Genomic DNA, 1,130 nt, shown 5'->3' with positions numbered 1-1,130 from the left:
TTGGCCTCCAGCGCCACCTCGGTTCCCAGCAGTACGCCTGAGGCGATGATGGTCGGGATCGACATCAGCATGGCAATGCGGGCGCCATCCTCGCGGGTATAGCCCAGCTGCCGCGCACCAGTGATGGTGATGCCCGAGCGCGAGGTGCCTGGGATCAGCGCCAGCATCTGCCACAGCCCCATGACCAGCGCATCGCGGACGCCCCAGTCGCCAGCCTGTTTCACTTCGGCGCCTTTCTGGTCGGCCCAGTACAGCACCAACCCGAAGCCCAGCATGGTCCAGCCGATTACTGTCATTGATCGCAGCGCATCGCTGAGGCCGGTGAAATGCAGCACAGCCCCGAACAGGACTGTGGGAATGGTGGCGATGATCAGACCCAAGGCGAGTTTGGATCCCGGCGTATCCGTACAGCCGGTCAGGGCACGAGGCAGGCCGGCAAGCCCCTCACGCACGTCGCTCCAGAAGTAGATCATCACTGCCGCCAGGGTGCCTACATGCACAGCGACGTCGATCACCTGGCCTTGATCCTCCAGACCGGTCAATCCGGGAAGTAGAATCAGGTGGCCGGAGGAGGAAACTGGCAGGAATTCGGTGATGCCTTGGATCAACGCAATCAGGATCAGCTGAAAAAGCGGCATGCTGAAATCATCCTTCGCTGGCCGCGGATGGGCCGTAAACTGTCGCGACTCTGTATAAATCCCGGCTCTGGATTGGAAAGCGGATATTCAGGTCCGGTTCGGGCCTAATAATCCTGTACATTTTCGTGAAACACGGTATCAGAATTCAAGAGCTGCCTAAATAGGTCAGCAATATTGACATAAAGCGTACCCGTACCCGAAAAGGTGCCAGCGCAGCCAGACAAACGATGGAGTCCAGCCCGTGGCCAAGCAACCGATGCTGAAATTCGTGCAGATCGAACGCGACATGCCTCAAAAGCGTGACGCAAGTGTGCGCAAGGAAGACTTCAATGAGATTTACGCGGAGTATGCCGCAGTAAAGGCGGAAGAGCAGGCCAGCCGCTGCAGCCAATGCGGTGTGCCCTATTGCCAGAGCCACTGCCCGCTGCACAACAACATCCCCGACTGGCTGCACCTGACCGCAACCGGCCGTCTGGAAGAAGCCTACGAGAC

Annotated in this window: 1 protein-coding gene and 1 pseudogene; one reads left to right on the top strand and one right to left on the bottom strand. The window is 58.9% G+C overall.

Annotated features, from left to right (window positions below; translation table 11 throughout):
• A partial coding sequence (locus A2I95_RS40945; protein WP_291738018.1) for an undecaprenyl-diphosphate phosphatase occupies positions 1-638 on the bottom strand: 638 nt, incomplete at its 3' end.
• Between the two features lie 241 nt (positions 639-879).
• On the opposite strand from A2I95_RS40945, the pseudogene A2I95_RS40940 reads away from it, so the two are divergent.
• A pseudogene (locus A2I95_RS40940) lies at positions 880-1,130 on the top strand (NAD(P)-dependent oxidoreductase); the annotation flags it as partial.

The sequence above is a fragment of the Leisingera sp. F5 genome (genome assembly GCF_001593695.1).
The sequence above is the reverse complement of the archived record's forward strand: the minus strand, read 5'-3'. Positions and strand labels throughout refer to the sequence as shown.